Source organism: Nocardia concava NBRC 100430 (assembly GCF_000308815.1).
Taxonomy (GTDB): Bacteria; Actinomycetota; Actinomycetes; order Mycobacteriales; family Mycobacteriaceae; genus Nocardia; species Nocardia concava.
Genome location: NZ_BAFX01000155.1, coordinates 1 through 215 on the forward strand (window position 1 = coordinate 1; position 215 = coordinate 215).

Below are 215 nucleotides of genomic sequence, written 5' to 3' on the forward strand. Positions count from 1 at the left end.
ACCCCGAGCAGCGGGGTGAGCGGGTCGGCGAGTTCGCGGCGCACATGCCCGGCGAAATCGGCCACGGGCAGCAGCGGGGCGACAAGTCTTGGGTGAGAGGGCTTCTCGTCCTTGACGCGCTCGTCGAGGGGTGCGGGTTCGGGCAATCGGCCCAGCACCTCCGATCCGCCCAGCGCGTGCCAGGGCAGCAGCGGCGCGACCGAGCCGACGGGCTC

Annotated in this window: 1 protein-coding gene; it reads right to left on the reverse strand. The window is 73.0% G+C overall.

Features of this window, described 5'->3' with window-relative positions:
• A partial coding sequence (locus ON43_RS35075; protein WP_040814567.1) for a hypothetical protein occupies positions 1-215 on the reverse strand: 215 nt, incomplete at both ends.